Below are 24205 nucleotides of genomic sequence, written 5' to 3' on the forward strand. Positions count from 1 at the left end.
TCGTCAGTCTCGGTTGGCGACAGGGCGGTAACGCAGGAGCGTGATGTCGCGGTCGGGATAATCACAGAACACCGGCTCGACACGCATGCCGATTTCCAGGTCCGCGGGATCGACCTCGACCATCTCCGTACTCAGCCGCGGGCCGACGTCCCACTGGACGACGGCCAGGATCTGCGGGAGCGAGTCCGCCCACGGCGGCGCGGTGGGGCGATCGGCCACGGTGTAGGTGTACAGCGTCCCCAGCCCGGTGATTTCGCGCCACTCGAGGTCGTCGGCAAGCGTGCGCGGCGCCAGCACTCGCGGGTAGAACACGTACTCGTCCGAGGACGGTGAGTACTGGATCTCGATCCGATGCTCGCGGAGGCTGTCCCAGAACGGCTTGGTGACCGGGGTGGGCTCGGGAAACGGCTTGTCTGCGGTGCTCATACTCACTCTCCTTGCAGGATCAAAGCGACCTGCTCGCTCATGATTCCGCCGTTGCCGGTGACGAACGCCGTGTTGCAATCCTCGACCTGCGCCCCGCCTGCTCGTCCCATCAGTTGCCGGACGCCGTCGACCACATGGTGCATGCCGCCTGCCATGCCTGCCTGCCCGAAGGAGAGCTGGCCACCCGCAGTGTTCAGCGGGAAGTCGCCGCGGAAGGTGAGGTCGCGCTGCTTGACCCATTCCATGCCGGTGCCCTTCTCACAGAACCCTGCATCTTCCAGGCTCATCAGCACGGTGATCGTGTAGCAGTCGTAGATCGACGCCACGTCGATGTCGGAGCGCTCGACGCCCGCCATCGCGAAGGCTCTGTCCGCGGCCGCCTTGATGGGCGTGCGGACCATGTCCTCGGCATAGGTGGGAGTCTTGAACGAGATCCGCTCACCGAAGCCCTTCACCCACACGGGACGGTTCTTCGATTTGCGCGCCACGTCGGCGTTACCGACGATCACACCCGCGCCGCCCTGCACCCGCATGACGACCTCGAGCATCCGGATGGGGTCCGCGATCATCGGGCTGGCGAGCACGTCGTCGAGAGTGATCGGCTTACCGTGGAACACCGCACCGGGGGTAGCACACGCGTTCGTCCGCTGATCGACAGCGATCTTCGCTGTCGCCTCCGGGTCGTAGCCGAACTCGGCTGCGTAGCGCCGGGCGATCTGCGCGTACGGCGCGTTCTGCCCGAGGTTGCCGTAGGGGATCTCGAACTCCGCCTGAGGCGAGCCGAAGTTGTTGCTCGACGCACCGAAGTAACCGGGGTCCTTCGCCGGGCGTTGCTGCGAGCGCGGCAACATGTACGAACCTGGGACCACCACCAGGACGGCTTCACACAGGCCCAGCTCCACGGCAGCAGCCGCACGCCACACCATGCCGGCTGCCGTGGCGCCGCCGAGGTCCACCCGCTCACCGAAGTTCAACGGCAATCCCAGGTATTCCGAGAGCGTGGCCGGGACGAACATGTCCGACTCCGCCAGGCCGTGCGCGACGATGCCGTCGACCTGCGAGGCATCGATGCCCGCGTCGTCGATCGCCATCTTCGACAGCGTCGCCCACTGCTCGATGGTGAACTGCTCCGGCCGGGTCTGCTTGCGCTGGGAGGGCAGTTCGCAGAAGCCGAGGATGGCCGCTTCGCCGCGTAGTCCGCTCATCACACGGCCTCGGTCCGGCGTGGCAGGGTGACGGTGGCAGTGCCTGGCATCAACAGCTCACCGTCGCGCTCACCGCGAATCTCCAAGTCCACCAGCGCGCGTCCGTCTTCCTCGCGCTTGGCCGTCACCGTTCCCACGAAGTCCAGTTCCTGGCCGGCGAAGGCGACGGCGCGGTTCTGGGCCGAGTACGTGACCAAGGTGCCGGCGCCGCCGATCCAATCGGTCACCGCCCTCGCCAGTAATGCGGCCTGCAGCGGCCCCTGTACCAGTGGCCCCGAGTAACCCTCGACATCGACTGCCCAGGACTTGTCGTAATGGATGCGGTGCGCGTTGTACGTCGCAGCACTGAACAAGAACATCTGGATCTCGTCGACGCTCGTGCGCAGGGTGGTGATCTGGTCCCCTACCGTGACGTCTTCGAAGTGCAGCTGGCCTGCCATCACGTTCTCCCTCAACTCTTTTCCTTCTCTCATGGCCGCGCGATCATCGACGTCGTTGCTTCGGCGACCAGTTCGCGACGCTGATTGGTGTACGCGGTCTTCCACGTCACCAGCACGAAACGCCCTGAGCGGCCTTGCTTCTCCACGATCGACTCGACTGTGCGCACCGAGGTGATCACGTCGCCGTCGTAGGAGGGGCGCAGGAACATGGTGCTCTCGCCGCCCGCCATCCGCTTGGGGCACTTGGGAAACGTCAGGTTCCCGGATGCTGCACCGGAGGAGCCGTCGACGCGCAGGGTGTCGATCGGAGTGACACCGAGAATCGCGTACTGCACGTAGAGCGGTGGGCAGATGACGTCTGCGTAACCGTGTTCGCGTGCGTAGTCCCCGTCGAAGTACAGCGGGTTGTCCTCACGCACGGACACAGCCCAACGCTGCCAATCACGCTGAACGACAGCACCTGTCGCGGTCGCTACGACCGTTCCGATCCGGGCCGCGACCTCGTCCGGGATCAACGACTCTGCTGTGTCTGACATCGGTTGCCCGCCTAACTGTGTTGTATTCGAATGCATATCTCTGTCAAGCAATCTGGTGGTCGGTGATCAAGCCACGAGCCACCTGGTCGGCATACTGCTCGGCGGAGTAGCCGAGCAACTCCTTGTAGAGGTACTCGTTGTCCTCGCCGAAGCCCGGAACTGCCCGTCCGAATGCCAGGTCGAAGCCCTCTGCTCGCCACGGGTGGCCGGGGTAGAGGTGCGTGCCCACCGACGGGTGGCTGCGCTCCTGGAACCAGCCGCGTGCAGCCAGGTGCGGATCTGCGAGCAGCCGAGTTTCGCTCATGACCTCGCCGGCGGGCACGCCGACGTCCTGCAACTCTTGAACGGCCTGCTCAGCTGACCGCTTGCGGCACCAACCCGCCAGCACTGCACGGATTGCGGCGGAGTTCTCCGCGCGCAGCGCCGCGATCTCGCCCATCCCCGCCAGCCCTTCGGGGTCGACGAGTGCTGCCATCGCGACCCAATCGCGGTCGTCGCGCACCGACACCGCGAGCCAGCGGTCCTCGTCGGCCGAGAGGAACACGTCCTGAAGCATGTGCATGTCGGTGTTGCCGAGCACCTGCGGGTTACGTGCGTTCATCTGGCAGTCGAGCACGAACTCGCCGATGTCGGCCATGACCGCTTCCGCCTGCGGGAACTCGACCAAGCCGCCGAGCCCGGTGCGTTCGCGATCCCACAGCGCTGCCATCACCGCGAACGCGACGCCCGCGGGGGCCGCCTCGTCCATGTGGTAGTTCTCGCCTGCCGAATCGGGCTCTTCGCCCTCGTATCCGTCCATTGCTGCGATGCCGACGAGCGAGTTGAAGTTCGGCCCGTAACCGAGGTAGTCACTCATGGGTCCGCTCATTCCCATCGGCGGCATCCGTACCACCACCAGGCGTGGGTTGATCGCCAGCAGCGCCTCGTGGCCCAGTCCCAGCTTCTCGAGCGTGCCGTTGGAGTTGTTCTCCACCAGCACATCACTGATCTCGAGCAACGCGATTGCGGCGGCATGGCCTTCTGCGGTCTCCAAGTTCGCGCACGCGGCCAGCTTGTTCCGTGAATGCCAATTGAAGAGTGCGGTGCGATCATAGGGCCGTTCGCCCGGGTCCTTGTCCGGGTACGTTCCGCCGTGGTAACCGGTGGAGGCGATGAGTTCCTTCGTCGTCTTCGCGGACACCTGCCTGCTGGCGCGGTTGTTGCCCTCGAGCCGAATCACCTCGGCGCCGAGGTCACCCAGCAGTGCCGTCGCACCCGGCCCGGACCACACGACCGTCAGATCGACAACGCGGATACCTTCGAGTGGATAGCTCATGCCAGGCTCGCCTTCTGCTCGTTCTGCTCCCGGATCTGCGCGCCGTGTTGGTCGAGCAGCGGCGCCGCCGCGTGCACCGCGTGGCCGTTGCGCATGCGCCACGGAGCGCCCGTATAGGTCAGGGTTCCCGCGACGGGATGCTCCACCTCGGTGAACGCCCCGCGGCCGCGGAAGTGCTCGTGTGCCAGCAGCTCCGAGACCTCCATGAACGCGGTGACCGGGATACGAGCCGCCTCACAGCGCTCCATCAGGTCCATCTTGTCGTTCGCCAGGCACCAGGCCTCGATGTACGCCATGAAGTCCTCGCGGTCCTGGCCGCTCACGGTCGGCATGTTGTGGAAGCGCTCGTGGAACTCCGGATTGTCGGCGCCGGCGAGGTCGATCAGCCGGTTCCAGAACACCTGGTTGGTCACGTAGATCATCACGAAGCCGTCGCTGGTGCGGAACGGCCCGGTAAAGGTCGCGCCGTGCCGGTGCGGGCTGCGCACCCCGCGCGGCGCCACCATTCCCGAGTAGGCCGCCGAGAGCAGGTACGACGCACGGCGGTCTGCTCCAGCCAGCAATACTTCCTGCCCGGACACATCGATCACCGAACCCGATTCTGTGCGCCGGGCATGAAAGATGCCGGCCATCGTGGCCTCACCCGCCGAACGCCCGATCGTGTAATGCTCGAGCAGACCCGGCTTACGCAGCGGAGCACGGTCGGCCGCGCCCGTCGCGTTCATCGGGCCGCCGGCTGCCTGCAGCACGAGCCCGGTGGCCTCGCGGTCCCGGTTGGGCCCGGTCTGGCCGAAAGCACTGATACGGGTGATCACCAGCCGCGGGTTCCGCGCACGCAGCACGTCGGGACCGATACCGAGGCTCTCGAGATGCCCGGGACGGAACGACTCGACCACCGCGTCGGCGGTCTCGATCAAGGTGAGCAGGACCTCCACATCGGCGGGGTCGTGTAGATCGAGTGCCACCGACTGCTTGTTGGTGTTCAAGTGCAGAAACAGCGCACTGGCCTCGAGGTCCGGCATGTCACCGGGGAAAGGACCCCATCGACGCGTCAGGCTGCCTTCGCCGGGCCGTTCGACCTTGATGACCTCCGCGCCGAAGTCCGCGAACAGCTTCGTCGCGTACTCACCCGCCACCCACCGAGACAGGTCGATGACACGTAGTCCTGAAAGTGCTTGCGGCTCAATGGACAAGGCCGATCTCCTCCTCTAGCCAGCGTGCGGCCACATCTGCCGTACCGCCGCGGATCTCCGATACTTTGGCCCGCTCGGACCACAGATGCAGGTCCGTCTCTCGGACGTACCCCATTCCGCCGTGGACCTGGTGTGCGTTGAGCGTTGCCCACTTGTAGGCCTCGCTGGCGTGCATCTTCGCAATCGCCACGTTGCGGCCTGCCTGCTCGCCGCGTGCGAGCCACCAGACTGCCGAATCTGCGGACAGTCGCGAAGCCTCGAGTGCGATGTGAATGTCGGCCACGATGTGCTGGACCGCCTGGAAGATGCCGATCGGCCGTCCGAACTGCTCGCGGGTACGCACGTAATCCACGGTCCGCTCCAGCACAGCAGCTCCGCCACCGGACATTTCCGCGCACTGCAACGCGGTGACAACGTCTGCCACCCAACGCACCTCGGCGAGCGCCAGCCCGCCGCCGTCGAGAACTCGCTCGTCCGGCACGAAGAGCCCGTCGAGCTCGACGCGGTACTGGTGCTCACCTGCGATAGTCGGCTGCCACGTGCTCGTCCACCCTTGTCCACCGGGCTCGACGAGCAAGCCGAGCACTCGGTTCGGCTCCGCGAATACGGACGCGGTGGCCGTCACGAGCAGGAGTTCGGCCAGCTCCGCGTTCTCTACGAACGGCAGGAGTCCGGTCAGCGTCCAGCCTCCGTTTGCGCGCGTCGCCGTCAGGGTGGGACTCACTTTGTGGGCGTCGGCGGCGTCCCAGAGGGCAACCCCGGCCCGCAGTTCGCCCGCCGCGAGACGCGGAAGGTACTGCTCGCGCATCTTCTGACCGGCCAGTCGGTCCAGCGCGATGCCGAACGCCAGCGTGCTGTAGACGATGGACGGGCACAGTGCCCGTCCGGCCTCGGAGTAGAAGATGCCGAGCTCGTTGAGCGTGGCACCTGCCCCGCCGAGCTCTTCTTCGAGCGCCAAACCGAACACGCCCATCTCGGTCAGTGCGCGCCAGAGCGAGTCCGGGAACACCGTCCCGGCCGATTCGGAACCAGCAGCTTTCCACTTACGCACCAGCTCGGGCGTGCACTCCTTGACGAACAGCGAACGGAGAACCGATCGCAATTCCGACTGCTCCTCCGTGGGAACGAGTCTCATGACTTTCTCCTCTTGATCTCGTCTACGCAGCTCATGGTCATCGTCCGCCGCGCGGCAAGCCGTGCCCACGCTGGGCGATGACGTCTCTGAGCACTTCGTTGGCACCTGCACCGAACCGCAGCAGCGGTGCGGCGCGGTAGAGCCGTTCGAACTTTCCGTCGAGCGGGGCACCCTCAGTTCCGATCGCGAGAACACCCGCCATGCCGAGTACCTGGGTACCGACGTCGGCGATGCGCTGGCGCAGCTCACTCGAGTAGATCTTCTCGGCGCTGACCAGTACCGACGGAATGATGCCGTCCTCGAGCAGTGACGAGGCTTCGAAGCCCATCAGCCGGGCAGCCTCCACCTCGGCGTCGAGCTGTGCGATCTTGCGACGTAGCGCCGGGTCGTCGATCGGGCGAAGACCGTCCGCGCGCTCCTCCTTGGCCAGGCCGATGAGCTCGTCCACCGATCGACGCAGGTCGCCGACGTTGGTCAGGGCACCGCGCTCGAGGTCCAGTGCGCCGATGATGTAGCGCCAGCCCTGGTTGACCTCACCGATCAGGTTGGTCACCGGCACCCGGACGTTGTCGAAGAACGTCTCGTTGGTGCGGTAATCCGACCACGCCATGATCGGACGGATGGTGATGCCGGGTGCGTCGATGGGCACGATGATCACCGAGATGCCCTTGTGCTTGGGCACGTCCTTGTCGGTGCGCACACACAGCCACTCGTGGGTGACGCGCTGCGCCATGCTGTTCCAGATCTTGGATCCGTTGATCACCCACTCGTCACCGTCGAGCACCGCGGTGGTCCGCAGGCTTGCGAGGTCGGTACCGGCATCGGGCTCGGAATAGCCGACAGCACAGGTCATCTCACCGCGCGCGATCGGCGGCAAGAACTCTTCCCGGTTGCGAGCGGTGCCATTTCTCATGATCATCGGTGCTACCGAGGTGACGGTGAGGTCCGGCCCGGGGACGCCCCAGTACTCGAACTCACTGACCAGAAGATGCTGATAGACCGCACCCAGCCCCAGTCCACCGAACTCCTTGGGCCAGTTCAGCCCGAACCAGCCCTTGTCGCCGATCTTCTTACGGAACGCGGTGACCTCGCCACCGAGGAACTCGATGTCGTGCTCTGCCATTTCGGCGCGCAGTGCGGGGGTCACATTCTCGCCGAGGAACGCGCGTACCTCCTCGAGCCAGCGCTTCTGGTCTGCGTCCAACTGGAAATCCATGCCTCACAGCTTTCGATAGGGTGAAAGATCAAGAAGTTCATACAAAACTGGCTGACGTAACGAATTCACTGACGTTTCGAACGATGGCGTCCCAGCAGCGGTTGGCAGTGTCATCGGTTATGGCCGCACTGTGCGGTGTGATCACCACGCCCGGAGCGGTCCAGAGCGGATGCCCGGACGGCAGTGGTTCCGGGTCGGTGACGTCGAGGATGGCGTGGATCCGTTGTTCCTCGAGCGCGGCGAGCAGAGCGTCGGTGTCGACGAGCGGTCCTCGACCTGCGTTGACCAACACACTCCCGGGGCGCATTGCCGTCAGGAACGGCGCGTCGACCATGTGGTGGGTGTCCGCTGTGAGTGGGAGCGCCAGGACGACAACATCCTGCTCGTGCAGCATCGCCCGCGCTTGCACGAGATCGACCACGCCCTCTCGTGCGGTGCGAGCGGCCAAGGTCACGTCTGCGCCGAAGGGCACAGTTCTCTGTTGGACGTTCGAGCCGATGTCGCCGGCTCCGAGTACGAGTACTCGTTTACCGGCAAGTGTGCCGGTGGGGTGCCGTTCCCACGACTGCGCACTCTGCTTCGCGCGGTAGCCCACCAGGTCCCGATAGTGGTTGAGCAGTTGCGCCACAACCCATTCCGCAACCGGACCACCATGTGCCCGATCTGCTCCGGAAATCACCACACCCGCCGGGACGATGCCGGTCCAACCATCTCGTCCGGCGCTGAACAGCTGAACCATCCGTAGGTTCGGCAGTTCGGTGTGCATCTGCGCTGCGATCTCCGGTGCGACTCCGCGGCTCGCCAGGACCTGGGCCCGGTCGGCCCCGGCCGGGCGCGGGCTCGACAGGTCCCAGAGAATCGGTTCGAATCCGGGCAGTCCATCGAAGGCTTCGATCCCCCGCTGATCCGGCACCAGTACTACGACTGCGCTCGGGGGCGCAGGTGTCACTCCGACACCGAAGCAATCTTTTCGAGCAACTCGGGCTCGGTCCGCAACGCCGCACGAACTGCTGCCTCCCAGAAACCGTGGTAGCCGTTTCCGTCGCTACGAGCCTGGTTGCTGAGCCACCAGTCGGGCAGCGAGGTCTTCGCGGGTCCACCCGCGACGCGTGTCAGCCAAGCATTCTTGCAGCGAATCTCGAGACTCACCGCGCGCAGGTAGATCGCACGGGCGGTGCTGCCGAGGACGAATACGCCGTGGCCACCGAGGAGTGCGACATCCGCATCGCCGACGCCCTGGATTGCAGCCGCGGCTGCGGTCATGTTGTCCACTCCGCCGTCGTACTCGTCGACGAGGACGAGCTCGCCTCCGCCCAGACTCGAACTCTGATCGTGCATCGGCGGAATCTCTTTGAGATCGGCCCAGACGGTCCCGTACTCCGAGTGATTGTGCAGCGCGAACGTGACGTCCGGGCGCGCCTTGTGCAGGGCGAGGTGCAACGGGATTCCCAGCGGCACCGGCCACTTGCCCTCGATCAGATTTCCGTCGAGGTCGATGCGGAGTACATCCTCGGGACCGAATTCTTCCCAGGTCAGCAGCCATGGGTTGCAGAGAAGAGTGCCGTCGCCGACCGCGTAGGTGATGTGTCCCGCGAGATGGTCACAGTAGCCTTCGGCCCACAGGGTGCGGGCAAGCATGACGATCTCTTCTGCGGGGGTCAGTTCGGGCATCAGGCGATCTGCGGTCGGGATGAATCCCATCGATGGCTCCTTTTCGATTCACGTCGAATGTCCATCGACCCGGCCATGGCCGACCCCGGAGGGCCGTTCACGACCCGACGGCTCGAATGGTCGACACTATGACTGGCAACACTGTGGTATCGTAGAGTGATACCGTGTATCACTTTCAATTGAAGGATAGGTGGGATTCAAATCACAGTCAAGACGATCCGCAGCCTGACCCGCGGCCTCGAGATTCTCGAGGCGATCGCTGCCCACCAACCGATCGGTCTCACCGCGCTGTGCACGGCCACAGGCGAAGACAAGAGCGCACTTCAGCGGACACTTGCCACGCTGCATGAGGCCGGCTGGATCCAACCGGCCCCTGGTTCTTCACCGCAATGGGAACTCGGCGCCAAGCCGATCATCGTCTCCGGGCGGGCCCGTCAGTCTTCATCCCTGCAAGGTCGGGCACGCCAACTCCTCGGCCCACTGCGTGATGCGACCGGTGAGACCGTCCATCTCGCCCTGCTCACCACCACCAACCTCGTCGTGGCCGACGTCGCAGAGGGCATGCAGGTGCTTCGGACCGCACTGCCGGTCGGGCAGCTGCACCCTTTCGAAACGAGCTCCGCCGGCCGAGCGATCTTCGCCCACTTGAATCCTGCGCAGCGGACGGCGCGAGCCCAGGCACCCGAAAAGTTGATGACCTCGGCCGACTACGAGCAGATTCGCCAACGGGGTTGGGCCTCGAGCGCAGGTGCCGTTCTCGAGGGGTCGAACAGCATCGGTGCAGCGATACTCGATGCCGCGGGAACGCCGATGGGTGCGATAGTGATCAGCGGCCCAGCATCCCGTCTTACGCCGAACAGATGCGAGGAGTTGGGCGTGGCACTGACCGAGACGATTCACGCACTGTCCCACCACCACTGAACTCGCTCTCACCGAATTCCCTACTCGACCCGCCGAGAAGTACACCCCGAGAAACGGAGCACCATGCGTCTCACCGACGAGGTCCAAACCCTGCTCGATACTCTGAACGCCGGATTTCCGCGTGTGGAGGAGATGACGGGTGCCGACGCGCGTGCCGCGGTACTGGCCCGCAAGCAGATTGCTCCGAACCCGGAACCCGTTGGCTCGGTGACCGATACAGTCATCGAAGGCCCCGGTGGCCCGCTCCCGCTACGCATCTACCAACCGCTCTCGAGCACCACGCACGCAGCAACGACGCGGCCCGTCATCGTCTTCGCACACGGCGGCGGTTTCGTGTTCTGCGACCTGGACACTCACGATGAGTTGTGCCGAGCAATGACAAATGCCGTTGACGCAGTGGTCGTCTCGGTCGACTACAGACTGGCTCCCGAGCATCCCGCGCCTGCTGCGGCCATGGACGTGCACGCGGCGCTCGAATGGACTCGAGTACACGCCGACGAGCTGGGGGCCGACCTCGATCGGGTCGTCGTCGCCGGAGACAGTGCAGGCGGAAACTTGGCGGCAGTGACCGCCCTGCTGGACCGCGACAGCGCGTGGCCCCCGATCGCCGGCCAGGTCCTGATCTACCCGGTGATCGACGACGACTTCGACACCCCCTCGTACCTGGAATACGGTGATGGCTACTTCAACACCCGGAACGCGATGCAGTGGTACTGGGAGCAATACGCACCCGGGGGCGTCCGCAATTCCGAGCACCCCCATCACATCTCCCCCACCCGGGCCGACACGCTCGCAGGCCTACCGCCTGCCATTGTCTTTACGGCCGGGTGCGATCCACTCGACCACGAGGGAACTGCCTACGCAGAACAACTCAGTGCCGCCGGAGTGCCCACCACCCATCGCCGCTACGACGGCATCTTCCACGGCTTCCTGACCATTCCCTCCCTCACGATCACCGCCGAAGCGCGAACCCAACTGTGGGCCGACCTCACCGAGCTGCTCGCCTGAGTCACTTTTCCTGCCGCACAACCAGTTTCACTGAGGTAGCGGTAGGGGCTCAGGCGTCGTTGGCGCAGCGGAAACCGAGGTTGGCCGAGGCCGAGTCCGGGGTGTTCGACGCGCGCGCGGCCACCCGGTAGCGGTTGCAGTACGAGTCGTGGCACAGGAACGATCCACCGCGCATGACCCGATTCTCGCCGGCGTCCGGGCCTGCGGGGTTCTGCACGGGTGAGCGCTGGTAGTAAGCGGGGTCGAAGAAGTCGGCGCACCACTCCCACACGTTGCCGGCCATGTTGTAGAGCCCGAACCCGTTGGGCCGATACGTCTTCACGGGAGCGGTGGTGAGGAACCCGTCCTCCTCGGTGTTCACGTCCGGGAACTGGCCCTGCCAGATGTTGCAACGCCACTGCCCGCGCGGGGTCAGTTCGTCGCCCCAGGCGTACCGCTTGCCTGCCAGTCCGCCCCGGGCGGCGTATTCCCACTCTGCTTCGGTGGGTAGGCGCTTGCCCGCCCACGCGGCGTAGGCCTGCGCGTCGTGCCAGGACACGTGCGTCACGGGATGATTGGATACGTTGCCGATGCCGGAGAGTCGGCCCTCGGGATGGCGCCAATCTGCGCCGCGCACCGTGAGCCACCAGGGCGTGGTGTCGAGCCGGTGGAGCACGTCCGCACGGTCCGCGGACATGGCGACGTGGAAGACGGCGGAGCTGCCATGGATTTCGGACTCGGTGACGTACCCGGTGGTTTTGACGAACTTTGCGAAAGCGCTGTTGGTGACTGCGGTGGCATCGAGATAGAAAGTCGCGAGTTCGACAGAATGCACGGGAGCCTCGCCATCAGCGAGGTAGCCCTCGCCGAGCGCGTCGCCCATCTCGAAGGCTCCGCCGGGGATCAGAATCTGCCCCTTGGTGCTACGAGGCGAGCGGGGAGCAGCAGCCCCCGGGGCGAGTGAACCTGCGCGAGCTGCGCCTGCGCAGCAGGGGGAGGTGCTCATGCTGATTCCGATGGTTCGGTGACAATGTTGGCCAGCAGTTCGGCGAGGCGGCGCTCGATGTCCTCACGGCCGGACGGCTCGATATCGAACGCGGATAACATCTCCTGGCTGAAGATCGACCAGCCGAAAATCACGGTGAGCGCGGCCATCAGGCGTAGATCATGGTCCGGCTTCTGGGGCGACATGGCACGCACCTGACCGATGACCCGCTGCTGAGCGCTCGCAAGTGGGCCAGGCGAGTCCCCGTTGCCCTCGAGCGCCAGCCAGGCGAGCATGCGCACGAAATCGGTGTTGCCAGTGGAGCCGAGAAACATTTGCTGGATCGCTTCCGGGGCGCTCGTGCTCGAATCCAGACGTTTGACGCCCTGTTCGAGGGTGTCGGCGATAACCTCTTGCACCAGTTCGTCTTTGCGGCCGAAGTGGCGGTGAATCAGCCCGACGTTGACCCGGGCGGCCGCTGCAATGTCGCGCAACGATCCGCGGGTGCCCTCTCTGGCGAAACGCACACGCGCAGCCCGCAGGATCGACCTGCGCACGGCGTCGCGGCCCTGCGGACGCTCGTCTGCCGAAGACTGGTCTCGTTCTTTTTCGGAATCCACTGTACGAACTGTAGTCGATCGGCTACATTCGATCGATGTAGTCGACCGACTACAGTTGAGGAAGCGGGAGTTCAGCAGTGGTGAACCGGTATTCGATTCCCATCCAGCAGCAGCCGTCGAAGGTCTCTGCGGCCTACGACTATCGGACGCAGAACCCTCAGTTCAGCCGTCCGGAGAAGATCCGCCCGCCGGCGGGCGCGCCGAACGTGCTGCTCGTGATGGTCGACGACGTCGGCTTCGGCGCCGCCTCGGCCTTCGGCGGCCCGTGCCGCACGCCCACCGCCGAGCGGCTGGCCGACGGCGGCATCAAGTACTCGCGTTTTCACACCACCGCACTGTGCTCGCCTACGCGCTCCGCGACGCTGACCGGCCGCAACCACCACAGCGTCGGCTTCGGCGTCATCGCCGAGCAGGCGGGAACCTCGCCCGGCTACAACGGCACCCGGCCCGACTCCGCCGCTACTGTCGCGCGAGTGCTGCAGGGTAACGGCTACGCGACCGGTGCATTCGGCAAAATGCATCAGACCCCGCCGTGGGAGATCACGCCCGCAGGCCCCTTCGACCGCTGGCCGCTGCGCGAGGGATTCGAGAAGTTCTACGGCTTCCTCGGCGCGGAGTCGGACCAGTTCGAGCCGGTGCTCGTCGACGGCTTCACGGTCGTCGACCCACCGAAGACGCCCGAAGAGGGCTATCACATGACCGAGGACCTGGTCGACCAGACGCTGAACTGGGTCGAGGGCGTCAAGACGATGGATCCGGACAAGCCGTGGTTCGCGTACGTTCCGTTCGGCGCCTGCCACGCCCCGCTCCAGATCCCGGACAGCTACCTGGACAAGTACCGCGGCGAGTTCGATCACGGCTGGGACCGCCAGCGTGAGCTCACCCTCGAGAAGCAGATCGAGCTGGGCGTCGTCGGGCCGGACACCGTCCTCGCGCCGTGGGCGCCGGGCCTGCCGCACTGGGACGAGCTGGACGAGGACCAGAAGAAGGTCTCCGCCCGGCTGATGGAGATCTACGCGGCATTCCTGGAGCACACCGACGACGAGGTGGGCCGCCTGGTCGACACCCTCGAATCACGCGGCGAGCTCGAGAACACGCTGATCATCTACATGCTCGGTGACAATGGGGCCTCTGCCGAGGGCGGCATGGAGGGCTCGTTCAACTATCTGGCCGGGCTCAACGGCTTCAAGAGCACCACGGCCGAGGTGCTCGCGCGCCTCGACGAGCTGGGCCAGCCCTCGAGCTACCCGCACTACCCGGCCTCCTGGGCGATGGCCCTGGACACCCCGTACCAGTGGGCCAAGCAGGTGGCCTCGCACTACGGTGGCACCCGTAACGGCCTGATCATGCACTGGCCCAGGGGGATTGCCGAGACCGGCCAGGTCCGGCACCAGTGGCACCACTGCATCGACATCACGCCGACGATCCTCGAGGCGGCCGGCATCCCCGCGCCGCACATGGTCGACGGCACCCCGCAGACGCCGATGGAGGGCGTCGCGATGAACTACACGTTCACCGACCCCGACGCGGAGGATCGCCACACCACCCAGTATTTCGAGATCTTCGGGAACCGTGGCATCTACGACCACGGCTGGACCGCGGTCACCGCACACCGCCCCCCGTGGCTGATGGCGACGCGCGGGGTGAAGCTGCCGACGATGGACGAGGACCGCTGGGAGCTCTACGACACCACCCAGGACTGGTCGCAGGCGGCGGACCTGGCCGAGGTGTATCCGGAGAAGCTGGCCGAGCTGAAGCAGAAGTTCGTCATGGAGGCCTCGAAGTTCCAGGTCTTCCCGCTCGACGACCGAACCGTCAGCCGTTTCCCCACCGAGGAGTCACGGCCGCCGCATCCGATGCGCGGGCGCACGCGGATGAAGCTCTACCCGCACATGGACGGCCTCAACGAGAAGGCCGCGCCGAACTTCTTCAACCGCTCCTTCTCGATGACCGCGCGGATCGACAGCGATTGCAGCGCGGCCAGCGGCGTGCTGGCGAGCATCGGCGGGCGCTTCGGCGGCCTGTCCTTCTACATGCTCGAGGGCAAGCCAGTGTACTGCTACAACTACAGCGGCGGCGGCGTCACCCACGTCCGCGCCGAGCAGACGATCGCCGCGGACGCGAAGGTCCTCGCCGTCGACTTCGACTACGACGGCAAGGGCTTCGGCATGGGCGGCGACGTGACGATCTCGGTCGACGGCGCGGTAGTGGCTCAGGGCCGGGTCGAGGCCACCGCACGCGGCATCTTCAGCATGAACGAGCAGTTCGACATCGGCCGTAACCGTGGCAGCGCGGTCTCGCCGGATTACCAACGCAAGGGCGCCTTCGCGTTTACCGGCACGCTCACCTACCTCGAGGTGGATCTTCCTGCGGCGGAGGACATCTCTGCGGCGGAGCGTGCGCGGATCGAGATGGCGACACACTAGCGGCCACGCTCCACCCAGCCATCACCCCATCCCGCGGTAATCGATCGCGGTTCGGTCTCCACAATTCGAAGGAACTCAATGACTGTTCTCAGGCAACGACGACTGCGCACTATGGCGGTCGCCGTCATGGCGAGCGGCCTGCTCCTGGCCGGCTGCGCGAGCAACAACGGTGGCGGGTCGGGACCGGAGACCGAACCGGGCGCTGTCGGCATCATCGGCGACCAGACCGAGGGGGGCACCCCCGTGGACGGCGGCACCCTCAGCTTCGCCGGCTATTCCCCGGTCGCCAGCCTGGACCCGACCAGAACCCAGCCGGCCGGCTCCACCGGCGGCACCGAGATGGCCGCTGTATACGACCTCCTCGTGCGCTACGACGCCGAATCCCAGTCCTACAAGCCACAGCTGGCGGAATCGCTCACTTCGAGCGAGGACTACACAACGTGGACCATCACGCTGCGCGACGGCGTCACCTTCAGCGACGGCACCCCCCTCGACGCCGCCGCCGTGGTCGCCAGCACCAACCGCTTCAACGAAAAACGTGGCGCCAACACACAGGCATTCCAGGCCGGCGTCAAGTCTGTCGAGGCCACCGATGCATCCACGGTCGTCTACACGATGAACCAGCCGTGGAGCGAGTTTCCGTCGATACTCGTCTTCGGCCACGGCATGATCGTCGCGGCCGGCTCGGACCAGCCGGATGGCACGTTCACGCCGGTCGGCGCCGGTCCGTTCGCCTTCGAGTCCATGGCCCCGGGCAGTGAACTCGTGCTCACCGCCCGCGAGGACTACTGGAACGGCAAGCCACATCTGGACACCCTGAAGTTCGTCGACATCAAGGATGATCGGCCCAAGATCGAAGCCCTCAACACCGGCGGCATTCAGATGGGTTTCCTGCTCAACGCCGCATCCATCGACGAGGCCAAGGCCACCCTGCCGGGGTTTTACGAGACTCTGAGCCTGTCCAACCCCGTCGTGCAAATCAATCAACGTGAGGGCCGCCCCGGCGCCGACCTGCGGGTACGCAAAGCCATGCAGCTGGCGATCGACCCCGAGGTCATCGACATGCGCGCCAAAGACGGCAAGGGCATGCCCGGCACGGAAATCTTCCAATCCTGGTCCAAATGGCACAACGACATCCCTCCCGTGGCGCTGAATACCGGCGAGGCCACCGAGCTCGTCGACGCCGCCAAGACAGACGGCTTCGACGGCACGATCACGTACTTCACTTCGCAGACGCAGGCCGGGCAGGCCGCTGCCCTGGCCATCCAGGCGATGCTCGCGCCGGTCGGCATCGATGTGAACATCGAGTACGGTGCCTCGATCACCGACATCGTCAAACGCATCTATGTCGACAAGGACTTCGACATAGCCACCGGCGCCTACAGCATCTCGGACGCCGCGCCGTTCCTGCGTTTGTTCAATTCGCTGCACAGCACGTCCACCAATAACATCCTCGGCGTCGACGACCCGAAGATGGACCAGCTTCTCAGTGACGTCCAGACCGCGAAGGACGACGACACCAAGCGTGCGGCCATGGCCAGCTTGCAGGCCGAGGTCAACGAAACGGCCCCCTATCTGGCGCTTTCTGCGGGCGCGAATTTCGTGCCGTGGACCGAAAACGTGCACGGAGCGGTCCCGAGCCTGGACAGCATCATCTTGCTCGATCAGGCGTGGATCCAATAATCCAGACCACACGCTTTGCCCCCACGTTCCCCAGCCTTCAAAAGGAGCTTGTACCAGTGAGTAATAACGACACAGTTGCTACGGCGGCACCGGCAGCCCCAGTCAGGCGGAGCCCCTTGTCCGCGGTATATGTGCGGCCTCTGCACCGGACCGCCGACGACAGCGCGCAGGCTCCCTACACACTCTTCGATGTAGTCCCGTACTCCCGGACGATCGGCGCAGAAATCCGCGGAGTGGATCTGTCTGCGGAGATCGATCCGCAACTGCAGGCCGAACTGCACCGATGCCTACTCGAGTGGAAGGTCATTTTCTTCCGTGACCAGAGGCTCGACTCGCGCGCCCACCGCGATATGGCCTCGCTGTGGGGGAAACCAGAGGTCCACCCTTTCCTTCCCAAGGCCGATCACCCCGAGGTGGTCCTGCTCCAACGTGGCGAGCACGATATCCCGGTAGAAAATGTGTGGCACAGCGACGTCTCTTTCATGAAGGCACCTGCGATGGGATCCATTCTCAAAGCCGTCCAGGTACCACAAACCGGCGGCGATACCCTCTGGGCCGACATGGCGGTGGCTTACGACGGGCTGTCTGATGCTGTGAAGGAGCGAGTCGAGGGCAAGATGGCCGTCCACAGACATCAGTTCGGACGAGGTCTGGCACCGGAGGAAAAGGCGAAGAAGGATCGGGAGAACCCGCCTCAGGAGCACCCTGTTGTTCGCACACATCCAGAGACCGGACAGAAGCTGATCTACGTCAACAAGGTGTTCACTTCACACATCGTGGGGATGGACCGTGACGAAAGCGACGAGTTGCTGGAGATCTTGATGCGCGAGGCGACCCACCCCGAGTACCAGTGCCGCTTTCACTGGGAGCCCGGCTCCGTCGCATTCTGGGACAACCGTGCGACACAGCACTATGCGTGCGGTGACTACTACCCCGATCCCCGCACGATGCAGCGTGTGACGATTACCGGTGACGTCCCGTTCTAGCCCCCCAGCGTGTGACTCGACACAGGGCAGCGGCCCGAAGGTGAGACGAACATCGTGGTGGTGCTCATCGAAGACTCGCGCAAGCTGTTTCCCCTCGGCTTGCGCGAGCCGAAGGCTGTGCAACACCGTCGAATCCGCCCAAACCCGCAACGGGTCGGAGATCCTTGTGAAAATACGGCTTCGATACTCCGACGCGTAGGGGTCAGCGAAAAACGAGACCGCCGTCGATGAGGCCGGCCTGCCCTGTCATGTAGTCCGAATCGGGGCCGGACAGGTAGGACACGAATGCTGCGACGTCTTCGGGTGTCTGCGCGCGTCCGAGCGCGATGCCGCCGACGAATTTGTCGTAGGCCTCCCCTTCGGCCGCACCCGTCAGTTCGGCGAATCGCTTGTCGATGGTCACCCACATGTCGGTTCCGACAACTCCTGGGCAATACGCGCTGACGGTGATGCCTTGTGCCGCATACTCCTTCGCGGCGGCCTGGGTAAGCGCGCGGACCGCAAACTTGGTGGCGCTGTAGACCCCGAGCATCGCGAAACCGTCATGACCTGCGATGGATGACGCGTTGACGATCTTGCCCTTCTGCTGCAACGACCTGAATTTCGCTGCGGCAGCCTGAATTCCCCACAGCACGCCGTCGACGTTGACCGCCCAGATCTTCTTCGTGTCCTCCGGACGAACATCATCGAGAGGGGCGACCTGCGCAATTCCAGCGTTGTTTATCATTACGTCGAACCCACTGAGCGCCTCGTGCGCATGATCCACCGCCGCGAACACCTGATCCCGATCGCTGACACCGGCGACGAGTGTGGTTGCCTTCCGACCGATCTCGCGGACCTCGCCGGTGATCAGTGCAACGCTCATGCCGCACCCTCGTTCGGATCGACGAGCACCTTCATCTTCGTGCCTGCGTGCAGCGCTTCGAATCCGTCGTCGATAACGGATTCGAGTGCGATCTTGTCCACCCAGCCGGTGGTGTCGTACTTACCCTGCGACATGAGATCGATGACCGCGTCGTAGTCCGCCGAGGTGTAGCACAGCGAGCCCTGAATGCGAGACTCGTTCATCACGATCCTCTGAAGTGGTGTCATCAAAGGCTTTTCGTAGATCGCGACGCTGATCAGCGGTTTGCGGGCACCGATGCACCCCAGGGCCGTCTCGACGGCGGGTTGTACGCCTGCCGCATCGTAGATCGCGTCGGCGCCGCGGCCGTCGGTGTTATCGGCGATGAAGGCCGGCACGTCGACGGCCAAAGGGTCGAGCGTTTTGGCGCCCAGAGCCTCGATCGATGCGCGACGGGTGGGCGAGGGCTCCACCACGTAGACGTCTTCGAGTCCCTTGCCACGGAGAGCGAACCAGAGACCGATTCCGATCGGTCCGGCGCCGAAAACCATGGCGGTATCGTCGGGTTTCGGTTCACCGAGAGTTGCAGCGTGATAGGCGACGGACATCGGTTCGACGAGCGCCCCCAACTCCATCGAGACGTTCTCGGGGAGTGCGTGAATCATGTTCGTGGGCACTACCGTGTACTCGGCCATTCCGCCGTCGGACATCAGTCCATGGAAGCCGATCTGCTGGCAGATGTTGTAGTTGCCCGCCCGGCATGGACCGCAGTGGCCGCATCGGTAGAGGGGTTCGATGGCGACGCGATCACCGACCTTCGTCCCGGTGACGCCTTTGCCTACCTCGGTGACCGTGCCCGAGAATTCATGACCGAGGACGAGCGGGAGCTGCTGACCGGTGAGGGGATGCGGCTCCGTCGGGATGAAAATCGGTCCTGCGTAGTACTCGTGCAGATCGGTTCCGCAGATGCCGTTGTATCCGACCTTCACTTTGACCTGCCCCTCACCGGGTGAGGGTTCGGGTACGTCGGCGATCTCCACTTTGTTCGGGCCGTAGTACACAGCTGCGCGCATCGGGTTCTCCTGAGTTGACGAGGGTCGATGCACGTATGTCTAGGTGACCTGAGGCGCAGGCGACAGGGTTGCAGCGCGTTGCATCTCTAACGATCGTCAGCGCAAGTACCGCTTCGCCGCCCCGCACATCCTGAAGAAACTTCGGCTCGCAAACACCGCCGCATGCAACCCATTGCAACTCTCGACCAACGCGCGCCTGCGGTGTGTGCTGGGTCACAGAGCACGCACACGAGCAACAAGGGAGTTGGCATGACCCAGACCATCGAGCCGGTAGAAGCAACACGGTTTCAGAGCCCCCAGGAACGCGTCGACGAATGGTTGGCCGACTTCGAGGCCGCACTGACGGCCCGGGATATAGAGCGGGTCACTGCCAAGTTCACCGTGAGCAGTTTCTGGCGAGATCTGGTCACGTTCACGTGGAACCTGAAGACCGTCGAGGGCCGTGAGGGAATCGCAGCCATGTTGGAGGACCGTCTCGACGACACCGACCCGTCGAATTTTCGGACGATCGAAGCCCCCGACGAGGCCGACGGTGTCACTTCGGCGTGGATCGAGTTCGAGACCGCGACCAGCCGCGGCAAGGGGCATCTGCGTTTGAAGAACGACCCGGAAACCGGGGAGGACACGGCCTGGACGCTGCTCACCACGATGCAGGAACTCAAAGGCTACGAGGAGCGCCAGGGCCACACCCGTATCAAGGGCGCGGTGCACGGCTCCAACGCCGACACCCAGAACTGGGCGGAGAAGAAGGAGATCGAGGAGAAGGAACTCGGCTACACGGTCCAGCCGTACGCATTGATCGTCGGCGGTGGCCAGGGCGGAATTGCTCTCGGCGCACGATTCCGCCAAATGGGTGTGCCCGCGATCGTCGTCGATCGCGCGAACCGGCCCGGGGATCAGTGGCGCGGACGCTACAAGTCCCTGTGCCTGCACGATCCGGTCTGGTACGACCACCTGCCGTACTTGCCGTTCCCAGCCAACTGGCCGGTCTTCGCCCCGAAGGACAAGATCGGCGATTGGCTCGAGATGTACACCAAGGTCATGGAGGTTCCGTACTGGAGCCGGACCACCGCGAAGTCCGCAACATACGACGAGGCCGCCGAAGAATGGACCGTCATCCTCGACCGCGACGGCGAGGAAGTGATCCTGCGACCCAAGCAGTTGGTGATGGCCACCGGAATGTCCGGTAAGAAGAACGTTCCGAACTTCCCAGGAATGGACGAATTCGAAGGCGAGCAGCACCATTCGAGCGAACACCCCGGTCCCGACGCGTACGTCGGCAAGAAGGTCGTCGTCGTCGGATCGAACAATTCAGCGCACGACATCTGCAAGGCACTGTACGAAACAGGCGTCGACGTGACGATGCTGCAGCGATCGTCCACGCACATCGTCAAGTCCGATTCGTTGTGCGAAATCGCCCTCGGTGACCTGTATTCCGAGCGTGCCGTCGAATCCGGAATGACGACGCAGAAGGCCGACTTGACGTTCGCCTCGCTGCCGTACCGGATAATGCACGAGTTCCAGATCCCGGTGTACCAGCAGATCGCGGAGAAGGACAAGGACTTCTACGATCGACTGGAGAAGGCCGGCTTTCAGCATGATTTCGGCGACGACGGTTCAGGGTTGTTCATGAAGTACCTGCGCCGGGGTTCGGGATATTACATCGATGTCGGCGCCTCGGAACTCGTCGCCGACGGAAAGATCAAACTTGTTGCCGGACAAGTAGATCGGATCAGTAAGACCGGTGTCGTCCTGGGCGACGGCAAAGAACTGCCCGCGGACCTCATCGTCTACGCGACCGGTTACGGGTCGATGAACGGCTGGGTCACCGACCTGATCGATCAGGAGACCGCGGACAAGGTCGGCAAATGCTGGGGCCTCGGCTCGGACACCACCAAGGATCCTGGCCCGTGGGAGGGAGAGCAGCGCAACATGTGGAAGCCGACGCAGCAGAAGAACCTGTGGTTCCATGGCGGCAATCTCCACCAGTCACGACACTATTCGCTGTACCTGGCACTGCAGATCAAGGCACGCTACGTGGGAATCGACACCCCGACCTTCGGCCTGCAGGAAGTGCATCACCTGAAGTAACCCTTTCAGCGGTCTTGTGCGCACCTTCGGGTGCGCACAAGACCGTTCGAGCTACTGTCCCTGCGCTTTCGCGATCAGTGCGTCCTCGGCGCGCACTTGGTCCAGATTGACCACCCGAGTCGGCAGGATCGTCGAGTAGAGCCAATCGGTGGCAACTCGAACTCTCGCCGCGGCGGTCGGCAGCGCATACAGGTGATAGCTGCGGGCAACGAACTTCGCGACCGGCCCCTTCAGCGGTATCCCCAAAGGCTTTGCAACACCGTCGAATCCGCCCAAATCCGCAACGAGCCCTAGATCCTTGTGGAAATACGGCTTCGATTCTCCGACGCCGAGGCTTGCCGCCACATTCTTCGCAACCTGCACCCCCTGCCGCTGCGCATGTTGAGCGGTCGGCGGTGTGGGTTTCGACGCGTCCAACGCGAGATCGGGCACCGCAGCCGCGTCGCCGATGGCCCAGACGTTCGGCACTCCCGGCACTGTCATGTCGGGTTCCACGACGAGGCGACCCTTCTCCGTCGGCAAGTCCAGCTTGGCGATCAGCGGACTCGGCGCAACCCCGGCACCCCACACGAGAGTCCTCGACGGGACGACGGTTCCGTCGGTCAACGTCACCGAGGTTGCGGTGGCCGACGCTACCGACACCTCGAGCCGAATCTCGACCCCACGTGCGGTCAGCACGTCCATCGCTTCCTTGCCGAGCTTGTCCCCCAGCTCCGGTAGAACCGCAGGCGCCAGGTCGACGAGAAGCCATCGGACATCACTCGGGTCGATGCTCGCCCAGCGGGTCGCTATTCCTTTGACCCAGTTCTGCATCTGTGCAACGAATTCCGTGCCTGTGTACCCCGCACCGACAGCCACGACAGTGAGCCGCTCGATCCGCTCTGCACGACCGGCTGGAGTATCGGGCAACGAATCGGCGGCATCGAGCTGCGCGAGGACATGGTTTCGGATGAACGTTGCCTCGCTCAGTGTCTTGAGCCCGTGCGCGTTCTCGGCGACACCCGGTATGTCGAACTGTCTGGTGACCGATCCTGGCGCGAGAATCAGCTTGTCCCACTCGACTTCGGTGATCCCGTCCCGGCCCTCGACTCTCAGCGTGCGTTCGCCGAAGTCGATCGAGGAGACATGACCGAGCACGGTGCGAGTGCGTCGCAACGTCTGTCTGATGGAGACGGCGATGTCACGCGGGTCCAGCACGCCCGTCGCGACCTCGGGAAGAAGTGGGCTGTACAGGAGATAATCGGTCGGCGCGACCAGCGTCAGGCTCACTCGTTCGGGTTCGAGAAGTTTCTGCAGACGCCTCAATGCGTGAAATCCACCGAACCCGCCTCCGACGGCGACAATCCTCGCGGGAGCCAGGGGCAGCGGCGTTTTCGTTCGGGAGCCACGACCGAATGTGCGCATGAACGTCACTTTACTGCGGGTCAGAGGCGGGCGTCGGGAGACCGCGTCAGTTTCGGATCGGTGACGATGGATCCGGCAAGGGCGTCGTCGATCTTCCCCAACACCTCCGCGTCCAGGACGACTTCGGAGGCTTTGACGTTCTCCGCGATCTGTTCCGGCCGCGAGGCGCCGACCAGTGCCGCGGCCACGTTGTCGTTCGCCAAGACCCAGGCGACGGCGAGCTGAGCCATGGTGATGCCGAGGTCTGCGGCGATCGGCGCGAGTTTTTGCACCCGGGTGAGCGTCTTGTCTTCGAGGTAGCGGGAGATCATCTTGTCTCCGCCCTTGTCGTCGGTCGCACGGGAGCCCTCCGGCAGCGGCTGCCCGGGCAGGTACTTGCCGGTGAGCACGCCCTGCGCGATGGGTGACCAAACGATCTGAGAGATACCTAGCTTCTTCGACGTCGGGACCACGTCTTTCTCGATGACCCGCCACAGTGCCGAGTACTGAGGCTGATTGGAGACGATGGAAAATCCGTTTTCCCTGGCCAGCGACTGGCCTCGCCGCAGCTGATCAGCGTCCCACTCCGAGACGCCGATGTACAGCGCCTTGCCCTGACGCACGATGTCGCCGAATGCGGCGATGGTCTCCTCGAGCGGGGTCTCGACGTCGTACCGATGTGCTTGATAGAGGTCGACGTAGTCGGTGCCCAGCCTGCGCAACGACGCGTCGATGCCTTCGAAGATGTGCTTGCGTGACAATCCGGTGTCGTTGGGGCCTTTCGGTCCGACCGGGAAGTAGACCTTGGTGAAGATCTCGAGCGATTCCCGACGTACCCCTTTCAGCGCCTCCCCGAGTACCGATTCTGCAGCGCCGTTGGCGTAGACGTCGGCGGTATCGAAGGTGGTGATGCCCGCGTCGAGAGCCGCGTGCACGCACTTGGTGGCGACGTCGTTCTCCACTTGCGAACCGTGTGTCAGCCAGTTTCCATAGGTGATCTCGGAAACTTTGAATCCGCTGTTGCCCAGAAATCTGTATGCCATGAGAAAAACGCTACCCGCGAACCCGG

At 64.4% G+C, this 24205-nt stretch carries 22 protein-coding genes; 6 read left to right on the forward strand and 16 right to left on the reverse strand.

The genetic code is table 11. The features are described from left to right. Positions 1 to 3: 3 nt before the first annotated feature. Genes QMK32_RS03280 through QMK32_RS03325 form a run of 10 tightly spaced genes read right to left on the reverse strand, consistent with a single transcriptional unit; the run spans position 4 to position 9167 of the window. Positions 4 to 426 carry a Zn-ribbon domain-containing OB-fold protein gene (locus QMK32_RS03280; protein WP_283472950.1) on the reverse strand — a complete coding sequence of 141 codons (423 nt, stop codon included), beginning with the start codon at positions 424 to 426 and terminating at the stop codon, positions 4 to 6. 2 nt (positions 427 to 428) lie between these two features. Then, positions 429 to 1631 carry a thiolase family protein gene (locus QMK32_RS03285; RefSeq protein WP_283472951.1) on the reverse strand — a complete coding sequence of 401 codons (1203 nt, stop codon included), beginning with the start codon at positions 1629 to 1631 and terminating at the stop codon, positions 429 to 431. Beyond that, positions 1631 to 2104, reverse strand: a complete 474-nt coding sequence (locus QMK32_RS03290) for a MaoC/PaaZ C-terminal domain-containing protein (protein WP_502943513.1) — start codon at positions 2102 to 2104, stop codon at positions 1631 to 1633. Before QMK32_RS03290 ends, QMK32_RS03285 begins: the two co-directional genes overlap by 1 nt. Next, the gene (locus QMK32_RS03295) at positions 2101 to 2607 is read right to left on the reverse strand and encodes a MaoC family dehydratase (RefSeq protein ID WP_283472952.1); all 507 of its coding nucleotides are present in this window, start codon (positions 2605 to 2607) and stop codon (positions 2101 to 2103) included. The genes QMK32_RS03290 and QMK32_RS03295 overlap by 4 nt, the downstream gene beginning before the upstream one ends. A 43-nt stretch (positions 2608 to 2650) precedes the next feature. Further along, on the reverse strand, positions 2651 to 3922 hold the full coding sequence (locus tag QMK32_RS03300; protein ID WP_283472953.1) for a CaiB/BaiF CoA transferase family protein: 1272 nt from the start codon (positions 3920 to 3922) through the stop codon (positions 2651 to 2653). Further along, positions 3919 to 5115 carry a CaiB/BaiF CoA transferase family protein gene (locus tag QMK32_RS03305; protein WP_283472954.1) on the reverse strand — a complete coding sequence of 399 codons (1197 nt, stop codon included), beginning with the start codon at positions 5113 to 5115 and terminating at the stop codon, positions 3919 to 3921. Before QMK32_RS03305 ends, QMK32_RS03300 begins: the two co-directional genes overlap by 4 nt. Next, a complete protein-coding gene (locus QMK32_RS03310; RefSeq protein ID WP_283472955.1) occupies positions 5105 to 6250 on the reverse strand; it encodes an acyl-CoA dehydrogenase family protein in 1146 nt (381 codons plus the stop codon). The genes QMK32_RS03305 and QMK32_RS03310 overlap by 11 nt, the downstream gene beginning before the upstream one ends. Before the next feature lie 37 nt (positions 6251 to 6287). Beyond that, a complete protein-coding gene (locus tag QMK32_RS03315) occupies positions 6288 to 7466 on the reverse strand; it encodes an acyl-CoA dehydrogenase family protein (protein WP_283472956.1) in 1179 nt (392 codons plus the stop codon). Positions 7467 to 7503: 37 nt separating this feature from the next. Further along, positions 7504 to 8415 (reverse strand): NAD(P)-dependent oxidoreductase, encoded by a 912-nt coding sequence (locus tag QMK32_RS03320; RefSeq protein WP_283472957.1) that lies wholly within the window; start codon positions 8413 to 8415, stop codon positions 7504 to 7506. Then, positions 8412 to 9167, reverse strand: coding sequence for a class II aldolase/adducin family protein (locus QMK32_RS03325; protein WP_283472958.1), 756 nt, complete (start codon positions 9165 to 9167; stop codon positions 8412 to 8414). Before QMK32_RS03325 ends, QMK32_RS03320 begins: the two co-directional genes overlap by 4 nt. A 195-nt stretch (positions 9168 to 9362) precedes the next feature. Here QMK32_RS03325 and QMK32_RS25320 point away from each other — a divergent pair, with 195 nt between their 5' ends. Together QMK32_RS25320 and lipP1 are read left to right on the forward strand one after the other, a co-directional pair. After that, positions 9363 to 10058: an IclR family transcriptional regulator gene (locus tag QMK32_RS25320; RefSeq protein ID WP_502943523.1), complete on the forward strand. Its 696-nt coding sequence runs from the start codon at positions 9363 to 9365 to the stop codon at positions 10056 to 10058. A 63-nt stretch (positions 10059 to 10121) separates the two neighbouring features. Beyond that, on the forward strand, positions 10122 to 11066 hold the full coding sequence (gene lipP1, locus QMK32_RS03340; protein ID WP_283472960.1) for a LipP1 family hormone-sensitive lipase: 945 nt from the start codon (positions 10122 to 10124) through the stop codon (positions 11064 to 11066). A 49-nt stretch (positions 11067 to 11115) separates the two neighbouring features. Here the strand turns inward: lipP1 and QMK32_RS03345 are convergent, their stop codons facing one another. Both QMK32_RS03345 and QMK32_RS03350 read right to left on the reverse strand, forming a co-directional pair. Next, complete coding sequence (locus QMK32_RS03345; protein ID WP_283472961.1) at positions 11116 to 12051, reverse strand: formylglycine-generating enzyme family protein; 936 nt, start codon at positions 12049 to 12051, stop codon at positions 11116 to 11118. Next, on the reverse strand, positions 12048 to 12650 hold the full coding sequence (locus tag QMK32_RS03350) for a TetR/AcrR family transcriptional regulator (protein ID WP_283472962.1): 603 nt from the start codon (positions 12648 to 12650) through the stop codon (positions 12048 to 12050). The genes QMK32_RS03345 and QMK32_RS03350 overlap by 4 nt, the downstream gene beginning before the upstream one ends. An 80-nt stretch (positions 12651 to 12730) precedes the next feature. Between QMK32_RS03350 and QMK32_RS03355 the strand changes: the two genes are divergently transcribed. The 3 genes from QMK32_RS03355 to QMK32_RS03365 all read left to right on the forward strand — a co-directional run bounded on the left by QMK32_RS03355 (position 12731) and on the right by QMK32_RS03365 (position 17745). Next, complete coding sequence (locus tag QMK32_RS03355) at positions 12731 to 15076, forward strand: arylsulfatase (protein WP_283472963.1); 2346 nt, start codon at positions 12731 to 12733, stop codon at positions 15074 to 15076. A 111-nt stretch (positions 15077 to 15187) separates the two neighbouring features. Next, on the forward strand, positions 15188 to 16759 hold the full coding sequence (locus tag QMK32_RS03360; protein WP_283472964.1) for an ABC transporter substrate-binding protein: 1572 nt from the start codon (positions 15188 to 15190) through the stop codon (positions 16757 to 16759). A gap of 56 nt (positions 16760 to 16815) precedes the next feature. Beyond that, positions 16816 to 17745: a TauD/TfdA dioxygenase family protein gene (locus tag QMK32_RS03365; RefSeq protein WP_283472965.1), complete on the forward strand. Its 930-nt coding sequence runs from the start codon at positions 16816 to 16818 to the stop codon at positions 17743 to 17745. A 202-nt stretch (positions 17746 to 17947) separates the two neighbouring features. Here QMK32_RS03365 and QMK32_RS03370 read toward each other — a convergent pair whose 3' ends face one another. Together QMK32_RS03370 and QMK32_RS03375 are read right to left on the reverse strand one after the other, a co-directional pair. After that, the gene (locus tag QMK32_RS03370; protein WP_502943524.1) at positions 17948 to 18715 is read right to left on the reverse strand and encodes an SDR family NAD(P)-dependent oxidoreductase; all 768 of its coding nucleotides are present in this window, start codon (positions 18713 to 18715) and stop codon (positions 17948 to 17950) included. Then, on the reverse strand, positions 18607 to 19662 hold the full coding sequence (locus QMK32_RS03375) for a 2,3-butanediol dehydrogenase (RefSeq protein ID WP_283472967.1): 1056 nt from the start codon (positions 19660 to 19662) through the stop codon (positions 18607 to 18609). The genes QMK32_RS03370 and QMK32_RS03375 overlap by 109 nt, the downstream gene beginning before the upstream one ends. Before the next feature lie 249 nt (positions 19663 to 19911). On the opposite strand from QMK32_RS03375, the gene QMK32_RS03380 reads away from it, so the two are divergent. Further along, positions 19912 to 21753, forward strand: a complete 1842-nt coding sequence (locus tag QMK32_RS03380; RefSeq protein ID WP_283472968.1) for an NAD(P)-binding domain-containing protein — start codon at positions 19912 to 19914, stop codon at positions 21751 to 21753. A 51-nt stretch (positions 21754 to 21804) separates the two neighbouring features. Here the strand turns inward: QMK32_RS03380 and QMK32_RS03385 are convergent, their stop codons facing one another. Next, positions 21805 to 23157 carry an NAD(P)/FAD-dependent oxidoreductase gene (locus QMK32_RS03385; RefSeq protein WP_283472969.1) on the reverse strand — a complete coding sequence of 451 codons (1353 nt, stop codon included), beginning with the start codon at positions 23155 to 23157 and terminating at the stop codon, positions 21805 to 21807. Positions 23158 to 23177: 20 nt separating this feature from the next. Next, complete coding sequence (locus tag QMK32_RS03390) at positions 23178 to 24179, reverse strand: aldo/keto reductase family protein (protein WP_283472970.1); 1002 nt, start codon at positions 24177 to 24179, stop codon at positions 23178 to 23180. Positions 24180 to 24205: the final 26 nt, after the last annotated feature.

It is taken from the genome of Rhodococcus sp. H29-C3 (genome assembly GCF_030063405.1).
Lineage (GTDB): Bacteria > Actinomycetota > Actinomycetes > Mycobacteriales > Mycobacteriaceae > Rhodococcoides.